The sequence below is a fragment of the Mycoplana dimorpha genome (genome assembly GCF_003046475.1).
In the GTDB taxonomy this organism is placed as follows: Bacteria; Pseudomonadota; Alphaproteobacteria; order Rhizobiales; family Rhizobiaceae; genus Mycoplana; species Mycoplana dimorpha.
The window spans coordinates 662,282-679,045 of the sequence record NZ_PZZZ01000001.1 but is presented as its reverse complement, the minus strand read 5'-3'; the positions used below and the strand labels follow the sequence as shown (position 1 = coordinate 679,045).

General features: G+C 63.3%; 14 protein-coding genes and 3 tRNA genes. 10 read left to right on the top strand and 7 right to left on the bottom strand.

From position 1 onward, the window contains the following. The first annotated feature begins 343 nt into the window (after window positions 1-343). The 3 genes from C7449_RS03190 to C7449_RS03180 are packed head-to-tail and all read left to right on the top strand — an operon-like array spanning window position 344 to window position 3,427. Window positions 344-1,396, top strand: a complete 1,053-nt coding sequence (locus tag C7449_RS03190) for a type III polyketide synthase (protein ID WP_108001297.1) — start codon at window positions 344-346, stop codon at window positions 1,394-1,396. Next, complete coding sequence (locus C7449_RS03185) at window positions 1,393-1,899, top strand: isoprenylcysteine carboxyl methyltransferase family protein (protein ID WP_108001296.1); 507 nt, start codon at window positions 1,393-1,395, stop codon at window positions 1,897-1,899. The genes C7449_RS03190 and C7449_RS03185 overlap by 4 nt, the downstream gene beginning before the upstream one ends. Further along, a complete protein-coding gene (locus C7449_RS03180) occupies window positions 1,883-3,427 on the top strand; it encodes a DHA2 family efflux MFS transporter permease subunit (protein ID WP_108001295.1) in 1,545 nt (514 codons plus the stop codon). Before C7449_RS03185 ends, C7449_RS03180 begins: the two co-directional genes overlap by 17 nt. Before the next feature lie 111 nt (window positions 3,428-3,538). Here C7449_RS03180 and C7449_RS03175 read toward each other — a convergent pair whose 3' ends face one another. Then, window positions 3,539-4,231 carry a CerR family C-terminal domain-containing protein gene (locus tag C7449_RS03175; protein ID WP_170115776.1) on the bottom strand — a complete coding sequence of 231 codons (693 nt, stop codon included), beginning with the start codon at window positions 4,229-4,231 and terminating at the stop codon, window positions 3,539-3,541. A gap of 58 nt (window positions 4,232-4,289) precedes the next feature. On the opposite strand from C7449_RS03175, the gene C7449_RS03170 reads away from it, so the two are divergent. The 4 genes from C7449_RS03170 to C7449_RS03155 are packed head-to-tail and all read left to right on the top strand — an operon-like array spanning window position 4,290 to window position 9,335. Beyond that, a complete protein-coding gene (locus C7449_RS03170) occupies window positions 4,290-5,312 on the top strand; it encodes an efflux RND transporter periplasmic adaptor subunit (protein WP_108001293.1) in 1,023 nt (340 codons plus the stop codon). Between the two features lie 11 nt (window positions 5,313-5,323). Then, window positions 5,324-7,081 carry an ATP-binding cassette domain-containing protein gene (locus tag C7449_RS03165; protein ID WP_108001292.1) on the top strand — a complete coding sequence of 586 codons (1,758 nt, stop codon included), beginning with the start codon at window positions 5,324-5,326 and terminating at the stop codon, window positions 7,079-7,081. Then, window positions 7,078-8,217, top strand: coding sequence for an ABC transporter permease (locus tag C7449_RS03160; protein WP_108001291.1), 1,140 nt, complete (start codon window positions 7,078-7,080; stop codon window positions 8,215-8,217). The genes C7449_RS03165 and C7449_RS03160 overlap by 4 nt, the downstream gene beginning before the upstream one ends. Beyond that, the gene (locus C7449_RS03155) at window positions 8,217-9,335 is read left to right on the top strand and encodes an ABC transporter permease (RefSeq protein WP_170115775.1); all 1,119 of its coding nucleotides are present in this window, start codon (window positions 8,217-8,219) and stop codon (window positions 9,333-9,335) included. Before C7449_RS03160 ends, C7449_RS03155 begins: the two co-directional genes overlap by 1 nt. Before the next feature lie 102 nt (window positions 9,336-9,437). Here C7449_RS03155 and C7449_RS03150 read toward each other — a convergent pair. Together C7449_RS03150 and C7449_RS03145 are read right to left on the bottom strand one after the other, a co-directional pair. Then, window positions 9,438-9,511, bottom strand: a tRNA-Gly gene (locus C7449_RS03150). Between the two features lie 24 nt (window positions 9,512-9,535). Beyond that, window positions 9,536-9,620: transfer RNA gene (locus C7449_RS03145), tRNA-Tyr, on the bottom strand. A 217-nt stretch (window positions 9,621-9,837) separates the two neighbouring features. On the opposite strand from C7449_RS03145, the gene C7449_RS03140 reads away from it, so the two are divergent. Further along, window positions 9,838-10,713 carry a TrmH family RNA methyltransferase gene (locus tag C7449_RS03140; RefSeq protein WP_108001289.1) on the top strand — a complete coding sequence of 292 codons (876 nt, stop codon included), beginning with the start codon at window positions 9,838-9,840 and terminating at the stop codon, window positions 10,711-10,713. Window positions 10,714-10,752: 39 nt separating this feature from the next. Here the strand turns inward: C7449_RS03140 and C7449_RS03135 are convergent, their stop codons facing one another. Both C7449_RS03135 and C7449_RS03130 read right to left on the bottom strand, forming a co-directional pair. After that, window positions 10,753-11,013, bottom strand: a complete 261-nt coding sequence (locus C7449_RS03135) for a hypothetical protein (protein ID WP_108001288.1) — start codon at window positions 11,011-11,013, stop codon at window positions 10,753-10,755. A gap of 141 nt (window positions 11,014-11,154) precedes the next feature. Then, entirely contained in the window at window positions 11,155-11,778 is a 624-nt protein-coding gene (locus C7449_RS03130) for an FMN-dependent NADH-azoreductase (protein WP_108001287.1), read from the bottom strand. A 241-nt stretch (window positions 11,779-12,019) separates the two neighbouring features. Here C7449_RS03130 and C7449_RS03125 point away from each other — a divergent pair, with 241 nt between their 5' ends. Together C7449_RS03125 and C7449_RS03120 are read left to right on the top strand one after the other, a co-directional pair. After that, window positions 12,020-12,967 (top strand): LysR family transcriptional regulator, encoded by a 948-nt coding sequence (locus C7449_RS03125; RefSeq protein ID WP_108001286.1) that lies wholly within the window; start codon window positions 12,020-12,022, stop codon window positions 12,965-12,967. 56 nt (window positions 12,968-13,023) lie between these two features. Beyond that, window positions 13,024-13,099: transfer RNA gene (locus tag C7449_RS03120), tRNA-Thr, on the top strand. A 278-nt stretch (window positions 13,100-13,377) separates the two neighbouring features. Here C7449_RS03120 and C7449_RS03115 read toward each other — a convergent pair. After that, complete coding sequence (locus C7449_RS03115) at window positions 13,378-14,070, bottom strand: response regulator (RefSeq protein WP_108001285.1); 693 nt, start codon at window positions 14,068-14,070, stop codon at window positions 13,378-13,380. After that, window positions 14,067-16,763 carry a sensor histidine kinase gene (locus C7449_RS03110; protein WP_108001284.1) on the bottom strand — a complete coding sequence of 899 codons (2,697 nt, stop codon included), beginning with the start codon at window positions 16,761-16,763 and terminating at the stop codon, window positions 14,067-14,069. Before C7449_RS03110 ends, C7449_RS03115 begins: the two co-directional genes overlap by 4 nt. Between the last annotated feature and the right edge of the window lies 1 nt (window position 16,764).

Sequence of the window (16,764 nt, the reverse complement as noted above, 5' to 3'; positions counted from 1 at the left end):
CCAGCATAGGTAGCACGACCAGCAACGGGCGTTCAAGCCTTCCGGATGACCGTGGGAGGAGCGATGAGGCGTTTATCCCCACCAGCAAGGTCTTGGGCGCTGCATTCGCTTATGCATGCCTAATTCCAAGCGAGTGTAATCGGCTTCTGCCGCGCCTGGCGAGATCGCGAATCGATTTTGATGTCCTGGTCAGGTCCTCCGGCAGCGGACGTCACACCGCGAAGGTTTGTCTGAATTTGCCCCGCTGCAAGGTGCAACTTCCAAAAGGTCTCTGCGTTTTCCTATCGGACCTACTACCGCGCTGCCGGCTCAAAGCCACAAAGCGAATCCGGAGGAAAATTCGATGGCACACTCGGCAGAGCTTTGGTCCATTGGAACTGCCGTGCCGCCGTATGTTATCGACCAGCGTGAGGCGGCACTCGCCTCGCATGATGCTTTCTCCTCTCGTTTTGCCGACTTTGAGCGGCTGGCAAAAGTCTTCGAAACTTCGGGCATTCGGCGGCGCTACGGCGTGCGTCCGATCGACTGGTACTTGCGCACGACAGGCTGGGTCGAACGCAACAATGCTTACATCGAAGGGGCGAGCGCCCTGTTCGTCTCGGCGGCCAGCAACGCACTGACCTTGGCAGGCATCACCGCAGCAGATGTGGATACCGTCGTGACCGTGTCGTCGACCGGTATCGCCACGCCAAGCCTGGAAGCACGGGTAAAGCAGCAGATGGGGTTCCGCGACAATGTCGAACGGGTTCCCGTCTTCGGGCTAGGCTGTGCCGGCGGCGTCTCGGGTTTGTCGATCGCCTCGCGACTGGCGGCCTCCCGTCCGGGCACAGTGGTGCTGCTCATCGCGGTCGAAACCTGCACGCTGGCATTTCGGATGGACAAACTGACGAAAGCCAACATTGTCGCCACGGCGCTTTTCGGCGACGGCGCCGCCGCTTGTGTCCTGAGCGCCACCGACGGTGGCCTCGCCCAGGTCGAAATGAGCGGCCAGCATACATGGCCCGACACGCTGGACATCATGGGCTGGAGTGTTGATCCGGAGGGCTTCGGGGTCATATTCGACCGCGCGATACCACCTTTCGCAGAGGCCAACATCCGGCCAGCACTTATTTCGATCCTGGAGCGCGCCGGCCTCAGCCTGGACGACATCGACAGGTTCGCCTGCCATCCGGGTGGCGCGAAGGTGATCGATGCGCTCGAGACTGCATTGTCACTCGGCCAGGGAACTCTGAACCACGAGCGCGCCGTGCTGTCGGACTATGGTAACATGTCCGCGCCAACGGCATTGTTCGTGCTGGATCGGCTGATCTCAGACGGATTGCCGCCCCGCACGTTGCTGACCGCGATGGGACCCGGGTTTACCTTGAGCTGCGTGTCGCTGAAGGCGGCAGCATGATCTGGTCTACGCTGCTCCTGACAGCGGTCACTTTCGAAAGGCTGGGGGAGCTTTGGCTCGCGAGACGTAACACCCGTGCTCTTATTCAAAAGGGAGCGGTTGAGGTGGGGGCATCGCATTACGCGGCGATCGTCGCCCTGCATGCCACTTGGCTGGCTGGTCTCTGGCTTCTCGGGTGGAACGCGCCGCTGCATCTGGGATGGCTCGGCTTGTTCGCAGGGTTGCAGATCCTGCGGCTGTGGACCCTGTCGACGCTTGGCCGGCGCTGGACGACACGGATCATCGTGGTGCCGGGAGAGAGGCTTGTGACTGCCGGCCCCTATCGGTTCCTTCGGCACCCGAACTACCTTGTGGTTATAGGCGAGATTGCGGTTCTCCCGCTGTGCTTCGGCCTGACGCGGTTCGCGCTCCTCTTCTCGATCGCCAACGCTCTGATCTTGACGGTGCGGATCAGGGCCGAGAACGCAGCCCTGTCAGGATCGGGCCATGCCGACCAGCTCTGAGACCAGGCCCTTTGTCAGTGGCCCTGTCCTGGTGTGGACGGGCTTTACTGCGATGTGCCTCGGGATGTTCATGGCCATCCTCGATGTTCAGGTGGTTGCGACGTCACTTCCAACCATCCAGTCGGCTCTCGAGATCAGCCCCGACCAGATGAGCTGGATTCAGACCGCCTACCTCATCGCCGAAGTCGTCGCCATACCCTTGACCGGCTTCCTGACCCGGTTCCTGACGATGCGCTGGCTGTTCGTGTCGTCGTTAACCCTGTTCGTCATTGCATCGGCCGGGTGCGCCGCGAGCAGCAGTCTTGGCAGCCTCGTTTTATGGCGCGTTTTGCAGGGCTTTTCTGGTGGAACGCTGATACCGTCGGTCTTTTCGGCCGTCTTCATCCTCTTTCCCAAAGAGCGGCAGGCCCTCGCCACCACGATTGCGGGTGTGCTCGCGGTTTTGGCGCCTACCGTCGGGCCTGTCGTCGGCGGCTGGATGACAGAGACCTATTCCTGGCACTGGCTGTTTCTGATCAATGTTCTTCCGGGAATCCTTGCCGCCCTGGTCGCAGGGCGATCGCTGCCGCGCCAGGGCATCGAGGTCTCTGAACTTCGCCATCTTGATGGCGTGTCCCTTGTCCTGATGGCGATCAGCCTGGCCGCGTTGGAGCTTGCCCTGAAGGAGGCGCCCAAGAGCGGCTGGACATCGCCCTATCCGGCGGCTTTGCTGGGCGTCTTTGGCGTTTGCGGAATGGGGTTTGTCTGGCGGTGCACGCACCGCGCCCGCCCGCTTGTCGACCTCGACAATTTCCGCGATCGGAACTTCCTGGCAGGGTCGATCCTCAGCTTCATTCTCGGCATCGGGCTGTTCGGCTCGGTCTATCTCATGCCGGTCTTTCTCGCCTTCGTCAGAGGACACAATGCATTCGAAATCGGCATGACGATGCTGATAACCGGGATTGCCCAATTGCTGACAGCCCCGATCGCCGTCGCCATGGAGAAACGACTGGATGCCCGTCTGCTGTCGGCGGCGGGCTTTACGCTCTTTGCGATCGGCATTGGGATGAGCGCGTTTCAGGACCCGCGCTCCGACTACGACGCGATGTTCTGGCCGCAGGTCGTGCGTGGCGTCGCTATCATGTTTTGTCTGTTGCCGCCGACGCGCCTGGCGCTCGGCACGCTGCCGGTGGACAAGGTTCCGGATGCAAGCGGGCTGTTCAACCTGATGCGGAATCTCGGCGGCGCAATCGGCATCGCATTGATTGACACGATCATTTACTCCCGCGCCGAGCCCCTCGGGCGAACGCTTCTGGAGCGCCTGCAGGCGGGCGACACGGACGTCGCCGCATTCATCGGTGTTCCGCTGGAAGCTATGGCGGAGCACAAGGATGGTTTGGATGAAACGACGATGGCGCTGCTCGAGCCATTGCTGCGGGCGGCCGCGACCGTCCAGGCAATCAACGAGGCATGGATGGTCGTTGCGATGCTGACGGCTTGCGCCCTGCTGTGCTTGCCCCTCGCACAACGCGTCGGTCCGGCAGAATGATCACTCCCGGATGAGATGCGGCATGCGGGGGCTTCCGGCCACGCGTGGCGGCTTGGCGCCGGTACCGGTTCACTGCCGCTCTACTTGCTTCAAAGCCCCCTGCTCTCGTGATCAGGCCGTCGCCTTAGCCAGCCCTGCGAGACCACCGAGAGCGAAGCGGACCAGCCGGTCCACCAGTTCGTCATCGCCCGTCATCTGCCGGCCGATAACGGGAATGATTTCCGACAGCCGTTTCTCCGCGACCATCATCATGAGGCAAGGAGACATGACCGAGAAGACCGCCTGCCCGGCCAGGGCATCATCCGGCGCAATTCCCATGATCTCGGCTACGACACCTGTCAGCAGCGCCTTCTTCGGCTCGAGCTCTTCGCGGTGCAGCCGCTCGATGTGCGGCGTCGGCGCGATCAGTTCCCTGACGATGATCTTGATCGGCCATGCATCTTGCACGTCTGCACGGATGACCTTGACGACGAGGCCAAGCAACCGGCGAAGCTTTTCCTCCGGATCGTTGCTTGCAGCGAGTGCCTGCGCAAGGTCGTTGTAGTTCACGATCCGCCGATGGGCCTCCACCAGAACCTCTTCATAGAGGCCCTGAATGCCGCCAAAGTGATAGTTCACGGCTGCCGCATTCGTTTCGGCCCGGCTGGCAATCTCCTTTGCGGTCGCCCGATCGAACCCGAGTTCAGCAAAAACGCTTCCCGCGGCATTCAGAAGGTTGATGCGAGTGCTCGCCCCGTCCTGGCGCTCCTTTACGCGTGCCTGTCGTGTTGCCTGTCGTGTTGCCTGTCGTGTTGCCTGTCTCACCAAACCAGCCCTTGACCAATGATAGTTTGAATTCTAATTTCAAATGTGAGTTTGACAAGTGTCTTTCTCGGCACCGCCATGCCTCGTCGGCATTCTTTTACTCCTGGCCGCCGTCGTCGGCGGGGCGGCCTGGTGGTACATCTACCGTGACAACGCCTCTGACGAACTCGTCCTCTACGGCAACGTCGATTTCAGGCAGGTCAGCCTCGCCTTCAACGGAAGCGAGCGGGTCGCCGAGGTCCTTGTCGAGGAAGGCGACCGCGTCAAGAAGGACCAGGTGCTTGGCCGGCTCGACACCAGCAGGCTTCTGCCGCAGGTCGCCCAGGCCGAGGCGCAGGCCGCCAGCCAGCGCGCCAATCTCGCTCGCCTGAAGAGCGGCAGCCGGCCGGAGGAAATTGCGCAGGCCCGTGCCAATCTCGAATCCGCGAAGGCCGATGCGGCGAATGCAAAGATACAGTATGAGCGTCAAAGTGACCTGGCCTTGCGAGCCGTCGCCAGCCAGCGGTCCCTCGAAACGCTGGAAGCGACCTCCAGAATGGCCGATGCGAAGGTCGCGGCAAATCAGGAAGCGCTGGACCTGCTGGTGGCCGGCCCGCGGATCGAAGACATCCAGGAAGCGGAGGCGCAGCTTCATGCGGCAGAGGCCAACGTCAGCCTCCTGCATCAGCAGCTTGCCGACGCCGAACTGAAGTCTCCGGTCGATGCCGTCGTTCGGTCGAGGCTGATCGAGCCTGGCGAGATGGCATCGCCCACACGCGCGGCGTTCTCGCTGGCGACAGTCAGTCCGAAGTGGGCGCGCGCCTATGTTTCCGAAGCCGAGCTTGGGCGGATACGGCCCGGCATGAAGGCTTCCGTGTCGGTGGATTCTGCTCCCGGACGCCCTTTTCAGGGCTGGATCGGTTTCATCTCGCCTGTCGCCGAGTTTACGCCTAAGACGGTGCAGACCGAGGAGCTGCGCAGCAGCCTCGTCTACGAGGTACGCGTCTTCGTCGACGATCCCGACAACATGCTCAGGCTTGGCATGCCCGCGACCGTCAGACCGATCCTCGTTAACGGCGAGACCGCGACCGCCCAGCAATAGGGTCACCGACGATGAGTGCCAGTGAAGCAGCCCTTGTCGCGACGGATGTTCGAAAGACCTTCGTGCGGAACACCGGCGAAGTGGTCGAAGCCCTTGCGGGCGTCTCCCTGCAGGTGGAACGCGGCGCGCTGACAGCGCTGGTCGGACCGGACGGAGCGGGCAAGACGACGCTGCTGCGTCTGGCCTCCGGACTCGTGGTGCCGGACAGCGGCAGCCTTGACGTCATCGGCATCGACGTTACGCGCTTCCCGCAGCAGGTTCAGGACAAGATCAGCTACATGCCGCAGCGATTCGGTCTCTACGAAGACCTCAGCGTCCAGGAGAACCTTGATCTGTACGCCGATCTGCACGGGGTGCCGCAGGTGGAGAGGAATGAGGTTTATCCGCGCCTGTTCGGGATGACCCAGCTCGGTCGGTTCAAGGAAAGGCCGGCTGGAAAGCTGTCGGGCGGCATGAAGCAGAAGCTCGGGCTTGCGTGCACGCTCGTCCGCTCTCCGCAACTCCTCCTTCTTGATGAGCCGACCGTCGGGGTCGATCCCCTCTCCCGGCGCGAACTCTGGGAGATCGTGTTCCAGCTCGTCAAGGACGGTCTGTCCGTGATCGTCTCGACATCCTATCTGGACGAGGCCGAGCGGTGTGAACGGGCCGTCCTGATGCATGCCGGGCGTATTTTGGCGGAGGGTCGCCCGAACGAGATTACCGCCAGCGCCAAGGGGTGCTGCTTTCTGGTCAGGGCGCCGGATGGAATGCCGGCGCGGTCCCTCCAGGCGCGCCTGTTCGGGTTGCCTGACATCGCCGACGCGGTGCCGGAAGCGGGCCGCGTGCGGGTCGTCAGAAGGTCCTCCGCAGCCCCGCCGCCGTTCGAACTCGACGGCAAAAGCCTTGAGGCCGAAGCGGTGGAACCGCGGTTCGAGGACGCATTCATGCTGCTCTTCGACGCGATCGCAGGCGATCAACGACGCGAGAGCCACGCCGGCATCGCCGGCCAGGCATCCGTAAACGAGGAGACGGTCGTAGAGGTCCGCGATCTCGTCAGAATGTTCGGCAACTTCACGGCCGTCGACCATGTGAGCTTCAAGGTCCGTCGCGGCGAGGTCTACGGCCTGCTTGGCCCGAACGGAGCGGGCAAGAGCACAACGTTCAAGATGCTGTGTGGCCTCCTGCCGGCCACAAGCGGCACGCTTCATGTCGCAGGCGAAAACCTCCTGACCGCCGGGGCGAAGGCTCGACAGAGGCTCGGCTACGTGGCGCAGAAGTTTTCGCTCTACGGGCAGCTCACGGTCGACGAGAATCTCGAATTCTTCGCCAGTGCCTATGGCCTGCGGGGAAGCAGCAGGCGTGAGAGGATCAAGGCGCTGAAGGAGCAGTTCGAGCTCGACCGGTTCTCCGAGCTGCCGAGTGGCCAGTTGCCCGGCGGCTTCAAGCAGCGCCTGGCCCTGGCAGCAGCCCTGCTGCACCAGCCCGAGATCCTGTTCCTCGACGAGGCGACCACCGGGGCCGACCCGCTCGCCAGGCGCCAGTTCTGGGGCAGGATCACCGGGCTCTCCGAGCGTGGGGTGACGGTCATCGTCACCACCCATTTCATGGAGGAAGCCGAGTACTGCGACCGGATCATCATCCTGGACGCGGGCAAGAACCTGGCGGAAGGCACGCCCCTGGACATCCGGGCTCACGCCGAGACCGATCGGGACAAGGCGCCGACGATGGAGCAGGCATTCATTGCCATCGTGGAAAAGCAGCGCCGCAAGGACAAGGAGGGCGGAGCATGAGTACCCGCGCCGCCAACAGGAGGCTCGCCGCCCTCCGGCGGATCCGCGCGCTCATCCGGAAGGAAAGCTGGCAGCTTCTCCGCGACCCGAGCAGCATCGCCATCGGCATCGTGATGCCGATGGCGATGCTCATCCTCTTCGGCTACGGCATCAACCTCGACGTCAAGAACGTTCCGGTAGCGATTGTCATGGAAGACGATTCGGCCGAAGCGCGCAGTGTCGCCTCTGCCTTCGAACTGTCCGATTATTTTTCTGCCATGCCGGTCAAGACGATGGCGGCGGCGCAAGAGATGCTGATGTCGTCCCGGGCCAATGCGATCGTAAGAATTCCCACGGATTTCGCACGCAACCTGAAAGCCGGAAACGCGCAGGTCCAGGTGATCGTGAACGGCGCCGACTCCAACACCGCGCGGATCTCGCTCGGATACGCTCAGGGCGCAGTCGGCGTCTGGGCCGCCAAGGAGGCGGCCCGAAGCGGAAGTTCGGGCGGAGTCATCACCGTCGAGTCGCGGCTATGGTTCAACGAGGCGAACGACAGCACCTATTTTCTGGTTCCGGGGCTGATCGTTCTGGTGATGACCTTGATCGGCGCGATGCTGACGGCGCTCGTCATGGCGCGCGAATGGGAGCGCGGCACGTTCGAGGCGCTCTTCGTCACACCCGTGAACGCCTTTGAGATACTCTTGGGAAAGACGGTCCCCTATTTCCTGCTCGGCCTTGCCGGCCTAGCGCTCTGTGTCGCGGGCAGCAAGCTATTGTTCGGCGTCCCGCTTCGCGGCTCGCTCGTCATCCTCACCGTCGTGTCGATGCTCTACCTGCTGGTCGCCCTCGGCCTCGGGCTGGTGATCTCGTCTGCGACCAAGAACCAGTTCATCGCAAGCCAGGTGACCATGCTGGTCACGTACCTGCCGGCCATGATGCTCTCCGGCTTCGTGTTCGACCCGCGCAGCATGCCGGTGGCGGTGCAGATCATCACCTACATCTTTCCCGCGCGCTATTTCGTGAAGTTGCTCCAGACCCTGTTCCTGGCCGGAAACATCTGGAGCGTCATTCTGCCGAATGCGGCGGTTCTCGCCGGAATGGCAATCGCCCTGCTTGCCCTGTCGGTGAAGCTGACCCGGAAGAGGATCGCGTGATGCTGGCCTCGCTGCTGCGTATCCTGACCCTGATCCACAAGGAACTTCTGGTCATTCTCAAGGACCCCAAGAGCCGAGCCAGCCTCGTCCTTCCGCCGATCCTCCAGTGTCTCATCTTCGGCTACGCGGCCACCTACGACCTGAACACGGTCCCTTACGCGCTCGTCGACCTGGATCGAAGCGCAACTTCCAGGGAGCTCGTATCGAAGCTGGAGGGGTCCGGGATATTCCGGCGGCAGACGACGCTGGCCCAGATTGGCCAGGCGGTGACCTTGCTCAACACACAAAAGGTTGTGCTTGTCGTCGTCATCGAGCGTGACTTCGAACGCCAACTTGCGGGCGGAGGCAAGGCGGCGGTGCAGGTCATTGCAGATGGGCGCAATTCCAATACCAGCGGCGTCGCACTGGGTTACGCGAACACGATCATCGCCGACTTCGCTAACGACTGGCGTTCGCGGCAGGGATTGTCCGGACCCGTCGTTGAGGTCACGAGCCGCGCCTGGTTCAACCCGCAGCTCGAAACGCGCTGGACCATGATCCCTTCGCTGATCGGGACCATCACCATGATGATGACGATGATGCTGACGGCCATGTCGGTGGCGCGCGAACGGGAGGAAGGAACATTCGACCAGCTTCTCGTCGCTCCGTTCACGCCCACCGAGATCATGATCGGCAAGGCGGTCCCTTCGATGATCGTCGGCATCGTCCAGTCGTCCGCCATTCTCATCGTGGCGCTGTTCTGGTTCCAGATACCGTTTGCCGGCTCTCTGGCGACGCTCTCTCTGGGGCTGGCGCTGTTTCTGGCGGCTGCGATCGGCTTCGGCCTGTTCCTGTCGTCGCTCGCCTCGAACATGCAGCAGGCGATGATCCTGTGTTTCGTGTTCCTGATGCCGTTCATGCTGCTGTCGGGACTGATGTCACCGGTGGACAACATGCCCGAGGTGCTGCAATACGCTACGGTGATCAACCCGTTGAAATACGCGATTTCGATCACCCGTCGCGTCTATCTCGAGGGCGCCCACCTCACCGAGATGCTGCCTGACATGCTGGCGCTGGTGGCCATCGCCGCCGTCACCATGCCCGTCTCCGCCTGGATGTTCCGGCACCGGTTGAACTAGAAGTGGTCCCGCCTGCGCGATCGCCTTGCGTGCGGGTATTTGGGAAGAACGGGGGCCGACCGGAGCATCGACGGGCCAAAGCCACAGAATTTTGTCTCTGTTTGGAGCGGGTAGCGGGAATCGAACCCGCGTATTCAGCTTGGAAGGCTGCTGCTCTACCATTGAGCTATACCCGCGGCGTTCGATCCGTTGCGACAGAATGGTGGAGGGAGCTGGATTTGAACCAGCGTAGGCATAGCCAACGGATTTACAGTCCGTCCCCTTTAACCACTCGGGCATCCCTCCAGCTATCTGTCGGGATCAAGCGACCAGGCATTTCAGAGCGAAGCGCGGTTCCTGCCGGAGCAAGGCGCCCCTTCGATCTGCGCCGGGTATATGACCGGGCCCTTGCCTCCTGTCAACACGAAGTTTTGGAAAAAGTTGGGAAAACCGGCGACCGGATTTTAGTCCCCAGCGCCAATCATTGGATTTGCGGATTTCGTGCCGAACGCTATAAGGCGGCATGAGCAAGGACGACGCAGGCGGCAAGAACGCCCGGGACACCCATTACGCCAAACTGCGCCGGGCGCACCGCGACCAGCGGCGCGAGCGCGGCGAGATTCCGACGCCGAAGGACGATCGCCGCCGCCGGCAGGCCGAGGGCTGGAAGCCGCCGGCGCTGGCGCCCGACCAGGTCTTTCTCTACGGTCTGCACACCGTGCGCGCCGCCCTCGACAACCCCGAGCGCCACATCATCAACCTTTCGGTGACGCAGAACGCCGCCCAACGCCTCGGCCTGCCCGATTCCGCGACCCTGCCCTACCCGGTCGAAACCGTGCTGCCCTCCGATATCGACCGCCTGCTCGGCCCGGAGGCAATCCACCAGGGCGTGATGCTGGAGACCCGGCCCCTGCCCGTGCGCCGGCTCGGCGCGCTGAAGGAAAGCCCGCTGATCCTGGTTCTCGACCAGGTGACCGACCCGCACAATGTCGGCGCCATCCTGCGCACCGCCGTCGCTTTCGGCGCCGGAGCCGTCGTCACCACGATGCGGCACTCGCCGACCGAATCGGGCGTGCTCGCCAAGTCGGCTTCCGGTGCGCTGGAACTTATCCCCTACATCCAGGTCACCAACCTCGCCGAGGCGCTGGAGGAACTGCACGGGCTCGGGTTTCACTCGATCGGGCTCGATTCGGAGGGGCCGGCCCCCTTCGAGGCGACGCTTTCGGGCAACAAGGTCGCTCTCGTCCTTGGTTCGGAAGGCAAGGGACTGCGGCAGAAGACGCGCGCCACCTGCAGCGCGCTGGCACGGCTCGACATGCCTGGCGCCATCAAGTCGCTGAACGTCTCGAATGCCGCGGCCATAGCCCTCTACGCCGCGCGCCAGTATCTGGCGCGGTAAAGCAGGATCACCGGCGCCCGCCGCACGGGGCGGTAACGGTCAGAGGGCTGCCGCAAGACGCTCCACCCGAGAACGGTCGGCAGCCGGACAGCCGTCCTGCACCTTCTTCCAGTTGGGCACGTTCAGCGCCATCTCGCAGCGGGCAAGATACGTGCGTCCGTCGACGTTCAGGCAGGCGACGGCCCCCTGCTCGTAGCGGCTGCCGTCACGGTTGCGGCAGGTGCACTTGCCGAGTGCATCAGACGCGACCGGCAAAAGCAGAACCGGGATCAAGACGAAAATTCCAAGCAACGACCGCATGGGAAGCCTCCGTTGCCGTTTTCGGCAGGAGAATTCTAGGCCGTTTTTTGCACCTGTCGAGCGCCAGGCACCGTCCTCCGTTACCCGGCCAAGGCGGCCCCTCCGCAATCCGCGCGAGCCGCCTGGCTCTTTCCGGCGAAGTCAGCTCGCTAGGCTCAGAGCTCCGAGACCGGAGATGGTACGCTCGGCTTCAGAGATCGCCGTCGCCTTCGAAGCGGCGCTGACGTTCAGGCCTTCGGCACGGACCAACTCGATATCCGTGATGCCGAGGAAACCGAAGACGGCCTGAAGATAGCTTTCCTGATGGTCCATTACCGCTGCCGGGCCGCTGCTGTAGTGACCGCCGCGGGTGGAGGCGACGATCACCTTCTTGCCGCGCGCCAGGCCTTCCGGACCGGTTTCGGTGTAACGGAAAGTCTTGCCGGCGACGGCGATCCGGTCGATCCAGGCCTTCAACTGGCTCGGCAGCGAGAAGTTGTACATTGGCGCGCCGAGCACGACGGTGTCGGCGGCCAGAAACTCGTCGAGCACGGTGGCACTGGTGACGACGTCGGCGGCGATGCGGGCGTCGATGTCCCCTGCCTTCGCATTGGCAGCCATCAGGTGGGCGCCGGTCAGGTGCGGCAGGGCATCGGCGACGAGGTCGCGGTAGGTAATCTGCGCCTGCGGATGGTCTCTCTTGACCTGCGCGACGATCGCGGCGGTCAGACGGCGGGATACGGAATGGTCTCCGAGAATCCCGGAGTCGATATGGAGAACGTTCATGGTGGGGCACCTCTGTTGGGTTCGGGTGCAACCTATATGTATTGAAAACAGTCTCCCGATTAGACGGCCGATATTCGATTGACTGTTTCCTGATGGAAACAATAATTCACCTTATGCTGGGACAAGGCCGCACGAGGACAGCGTCAGCAGAAGCCGTTGCCGGCTTTGATTGTGGGCAGATGCCGCCGCTGCGACCTCGACGGGCCTTTGGGAATCGAGCATCAGGCAAGGAGTGCACGTCATGCAGGACCTTAACGATCTGGCGCTGTTTGCCGCCGTCGTCAGACACAAGGGGTTTACGGCCGCGGCCAATGCGCTGGGCGTACCGAAGTCGAAAATCAGCAAACGCGTCGCCCAGTTGGAGCAGCAATTGGGCGTCCGGCTCCTCGAGCGCTCGACCCGCAAGCTCCGCGTGACCGACATCGGCCAGAGCTTCTACGAGCGCTGCGAGGCCGTGCTTTCCGGCGTCGAGGAGGCCGAGGCTGTGGTCGCCGCGGCAAAAGCCGAAGCGGCCGGTCCGGTGCGGCTCGCCATGCCGCTCGGCTTTGCGCCGATGCTCGCCGACGTACTGCCGCGGTTTCTGAAGCAATATCCGCAGGTGCGGCTGGCGATCGTGACGACGAACCGACCGATCGACCTGATCGAGGAGCGCATCGACGTCGCGCTCAGGGTGCGCGCCAGCTATGAGGGCGAGCAGTCGATCGTCGTCCGGAAGTTCTGCGACACGCGCCACTACCTGACCGCCAGCCCCGCCTTCGTCGCCCGGCACGGTCCGATCACTTTCGACAACCTGTCGCTGTTGCCGACGATCGCCATGCAGGAGCAGCCGAGCCGGGCCATCTGGACGCTCGTCAACGGCGAAGGCGAATTCCGGGACGTCGCCCACAATCCGGTGCTGTCATGCGTCGACTTCGGCATCCTGGAACGCGCCGTCATCGAGGGAATCGGCCTCGGCCTGCTGCCCGACAGCATCGTGGAGCGCGGTGTTCGCAGCGGCGTGCTGGTGCCCGTGCTCACCGGCTGGAGCTCGCCGGAATCGTCGGTGCACGTCGCCTTTCCGTCCAGGCACGGCATTCTGCCGGCGGTCCGGGCGCTGATCGACTTTCTCGCCGAGACGCTGCCGAGATCGATGGAAAGCTGCAACGAAGTCATTCCCCGCCCGGCGACGACGGCCGACTGGTCGATCTGATGGCCTTTTCCTCTTTACAGCCGGGTGGAATGTGCTAACTCACACTCACTTGGCATGCCCTTATAGCTCAGTTGGTAGAGCACCTGATTTGTAATCAGGGGGTCGCGGGTTCGAGTCCTGCTGGGGGCACCAAGCTTTTCTTAGCAAAATGAAAACATAGCGGCCGAAACCCAGAGTTCTTGGCGATTTCATGTCGCATCGTGTTGCGTGCTGCTATCATTAATTTTCAGCTGTTTCCCTGAGAACTCGGCAAATCCATGCGACATGGAATGCAACATCCGGGGAATCGGTGCCCGGCAGTGTGTGGCGGTTCTCGATCGCAATCGCGTTTTTCTGATGGGAGGCACCTATCTCAGGTTTGAGCGCGTCCAATATCAGGACGTGGCGAACGGCAGCGGGATTGGCCTGTCTCAGTTGTCATCCCTGACAAAGCGGTATCCGACGCCCGGTTCGGTGCGGATGATCGTCGGGGCGGCGGGGTCGCGCTCGACCTTGCTTCGCAACTGGCCGATGAACACCCTCAGGTAATGCAGGTCCTCGCCGTGAGCAGCGCCCCAGACGGCGGTCAGCAATGTCTTGTGGGTTACCACCCGATCGGCATGCCGCGCGAGCATGACGAGCAGATCGTATTCCTTCGGCGTCAGCCGCAGTGCCTTCCCATCACGGCTAACCGATCGCTTGACCATGTCGATCGACAGGCCGTCGGTGGAGAGCTGCGCTTGTCCGCCTTGCATCTGGATACGATGGCGGAGCGCGGCGCGAATGCGCGCGGTCAGTTCGCCGATGGCGAACGGTTTTTCGATGTAATCGTCAGCGCCGAGATCGAGGGCGGCGATCTTTTCGCTTTCCCGGTCGCGCGCCGACAGGATGATGATCGGCAACTGCGACCAGGCGCGGATGTTGGCGACGACGTCCTTGCCGTCCATGTCGGGGAGGCCGAGATCGAGGATGATGACGTCCGGCGCGCGCGTCGCGGCTGCCTTGAGTGCCTCACCGCCGGTCATGGCCTCGACCACCTCATAGCCCGCCGCCCCGAGCGCTGGCCGAAGAAACCGCTGGATTTGCGGCTCGTCGTCGACCACGAGAATACGTTCTGCCGTCATGCACATCCCCTCTTGGAGGGTTCGGCGATGGCGACCGGAAAGCGCATCGAGATGCGCGTGCCGCGGCGCTTGACGGCCGGGCTCTCGGCCTTGATCTGCCCGCCCATTGCCTCGACAAACCCCTTGCTGATCGCAAGGCCAAGCCCGGTGCCGCGCGCGCGTCCATCCGGCCTTCCCTTACGGAAGAACTTGTCGAACACATGCTTGAGATCGGCGGGGGCGATCCCCTTGCCGAGGTCCGTCACGGAAAGCACGATCTCGTTTCCCTCGCGACGGGCATAGATGCTGACGGGATCGTCGCCGCCGAACCTGTCGGCATTGTCGAGAAGGTTGAACAGCACCTGGCCGAGCAGCACGCTGTCGCCGCGCATCAACGGCAGGTCTGGTGCGATGCTCGTCTCGAAGGCGCGCTCGGGGAAGTATTTCGTTGCCCGCTCCACCGCTGTGCGAACGACGTCGGCCACGTCGACCCAGTCGCGCCTGGCGTTCAAGGTTCCCGCCTCGATGCGGGTCATGTCGAGCAGGTTGGCGACGAAGCGGGTGAGCCTTCCGCTTTCCTCCTCGATCGATTGCAGGAGGTCGTTGCGGCTCTCCTCCGGCATCCGGTCACCAAGCTGGCGAAGGCTCGTCACCGCCCCGGTGATCGTCGCCAGCGGCGTCCTCAGGTCATGCGAGATGGACGAGAGCAGTGCGGCGCGGAACTTCTCGCCTTCGAGGCGGGCCGCCTGATCGAGGGTTTCGCGCGACAGCCGGGCCCGGTCCACGGCGATCGCCGTCTGGTCGAGGATTGCTGCGAGCGCCCGTTCCTCGTTGATCTCCAGCGGCTTGTCCCGTTGCACGTAGCCGCAGACGCCGACGACACCGTGCGGGGTCATCAGCGGCCTGAACTGGAACGGACTGTTCGGCAGCGTGCCGGTACCGTTGCCAGCCGTCTCCTTCTTTTCGAAGGCCCAGCGGGCCGCCATCATGTCGGTCACGCTGAGTTCCATATCCGGCGGCCAGGCGACGCTCAAGGCGATGTCGCCGTCCTCCGGCAACAGCAGCACCGCGCCGCGCCTCAGCATCTTCTGCGTCTGGGTGACGGCAGCCCAGAGCACGTCCTCGACATCGACGGTGCCGGAGAGCGTACGCGAATAATCGTAAAGTGTCAGTATGTCCGTTGCCCGCCGCCGCGCCGCCTTTGCCTGCTGTCGGATGCGGGAGGCCAGGCTGCCGACAAGGATCGCAACTACGAGGAAAACGAAGAAGGCGAAGACCTCGTGCGGCTCGGCGATGGTGAAGGTGCCGACCGGCTCGATGAAGAAGAAGTTATAGGCCAGCCCGGAAAACAGGGCCGCGGCGATTGCGGCGACGTAGCCGGCATAGCTGGCCGAGATCAGAACCGCGAGCAGGTAGAGAAGCGATATGTTTTGCAGGATGACGAAACGTTCGATCACGAGACCGGCGGCTGTGGCCGAAGCCACGGCAGTGGCGGCGATGGCGACCCAGCGGGCGATCTCCTTCGCTGATGCGCGGGCGCGCGTCCGCTTCGGCCGTGCGGAGGGTTTGTCGCTGTCGGCAATCAGGTGAACGCCGATGCCGGAGGCCCGCGCCGCCAGGGCATCGGCCAGCGAGCGGCGAAGGAAGCGTAGCGGAGAGCGATCCTGTCGTGCGCCGATGATGATCTGCGTCGCGTGCTCGCGCCGTGCCAATCTGAGGATCTCCTCGACGAAGTCATTGCCGATGACGCGGCGCGTCTGGGCACCCATCTGCTCCGCGAGCCGGAATGTATCGTCGAGCTGCCGCATTTCCTCGCGGTCGCCGTCCTCGCCGTCGGCCCGTTCCATGGAGACGACGATCCACTCGGCGTTGAGCCCTGAAGCAAGACGACTTGCGGTCCTGACCACCTTTTCCGACAGGGCATCGGGGCCGATGCAGACGAGCAGCCTTTCGCCGGCCGCCCAGGGCCCCTCGATGGCATGCTGCCTGAGGTAATCGACCATCTGATCGTCGACGCGGTCAGCCGTGCGCCTGAGCGCCAGTTCCCGCAAGGCCGTCAGGTTGCCCAGCCGGAAGAAGCGGTCGACGGCGCGGCTGGCGCTGTCGGGCAGATAGACCTTGCCCTCCTTCAGCCGCTCGATGAGCTCGGTCGGCGGCAGGTCGACCAGCAGCACGTCGTCGGCACGGTTCAGCACCGTGTCGGGAATGCGCTCGCGTACCTGCACGCCGGCAATCTGGGCGACGACATCCGCCAGGCTCTCGAGATGCTGGATGTTGACAGCGGTCCAGACGTCGATGCCGGCGGCGATCAGTTCCTCGATGTCCTGGTAGCGCTTCGGATGGCGGCTGTCGCCGAGATTGGTGTGGGCGAGTTCATCGACAACGATGATCCGCGGATGTCGGGCCAGCGCGGCGTCGAGGTCGAATTCCGAAAACGTCCGGCCGCTATGGACCACCTCGCGACGCGGCAGCACCTCCAGCCCTTCGAGAAGCGCCATCGTCTCGCTGCGGCCGTGCGTCTCAACAAGTCCGATGACGATGTCCACGCCCGCTTTCTTAAGCCGCTGCGCCCGCATCAACATGGAATAGGTTTTTCCGACGCCGGGTGCTGCGCCGAGGAAGACCGTAAGTTTCCCCCTCTTGTCGCGGTCAACCAGCGCCAGCAGGACATCGGGATCGGGGCGGCTCGTTCGCTCGCGGTCGTTTTCGGGCATG